The sequence below is a fragment of the Shewanella sp. SG41-4 genome (genome assembly GCF_014164505.1).
Classification (GTDB): domain Bacteria; phylum Pseudomonadota; class Gammaproteobacteria; order Enterobacterales; family Shewanellaceae; genus Shewanella.
Map to the genome: position 1 here is coordinate 1 of NZ_JACJFI010000774.1, position 298 is coordinate 298.

General features: G+C 38.6%; 1 protein-coding gene. It reads left to right on the forward strand.

Going from position 1 to position 298, the window contains the following annotated elements; all coding sequences use genetic code 11:
- Nucleotides 1-298: hypothetical protein (locus tag H5202_RS23775; protein ID WP_182774170.1), on the forward strand; the 298-nt coding region annotated here is incomplete at both ends.

Here is a 298-nt window from a genome sequence, read left to right on the forward strand (position 1 = left end):
TTCAGATGATAGCGATTCAGATGATAGCGATTCAGATGATAGCGATTCAGATGATAGCGGCCGTCAAGGTGAGTCAAGCGGTTCATCACGCAACACTTCAAGTCAACCTACTGAGCAGCCAAGCCAAGAGGAAATCGATTCAATTATTCAGGAGTTAGATGAATATGAAAACGATTTTCATCAGAAATTAATTTCTGAAATTGAAAGCATGGCAGCAGAACATTCAGAAGGAGGATTAATAAGCTTACCACTGTCTAACGAGAAAGTTGATATTCCGTTAAGTTCAATTTGTCTAATA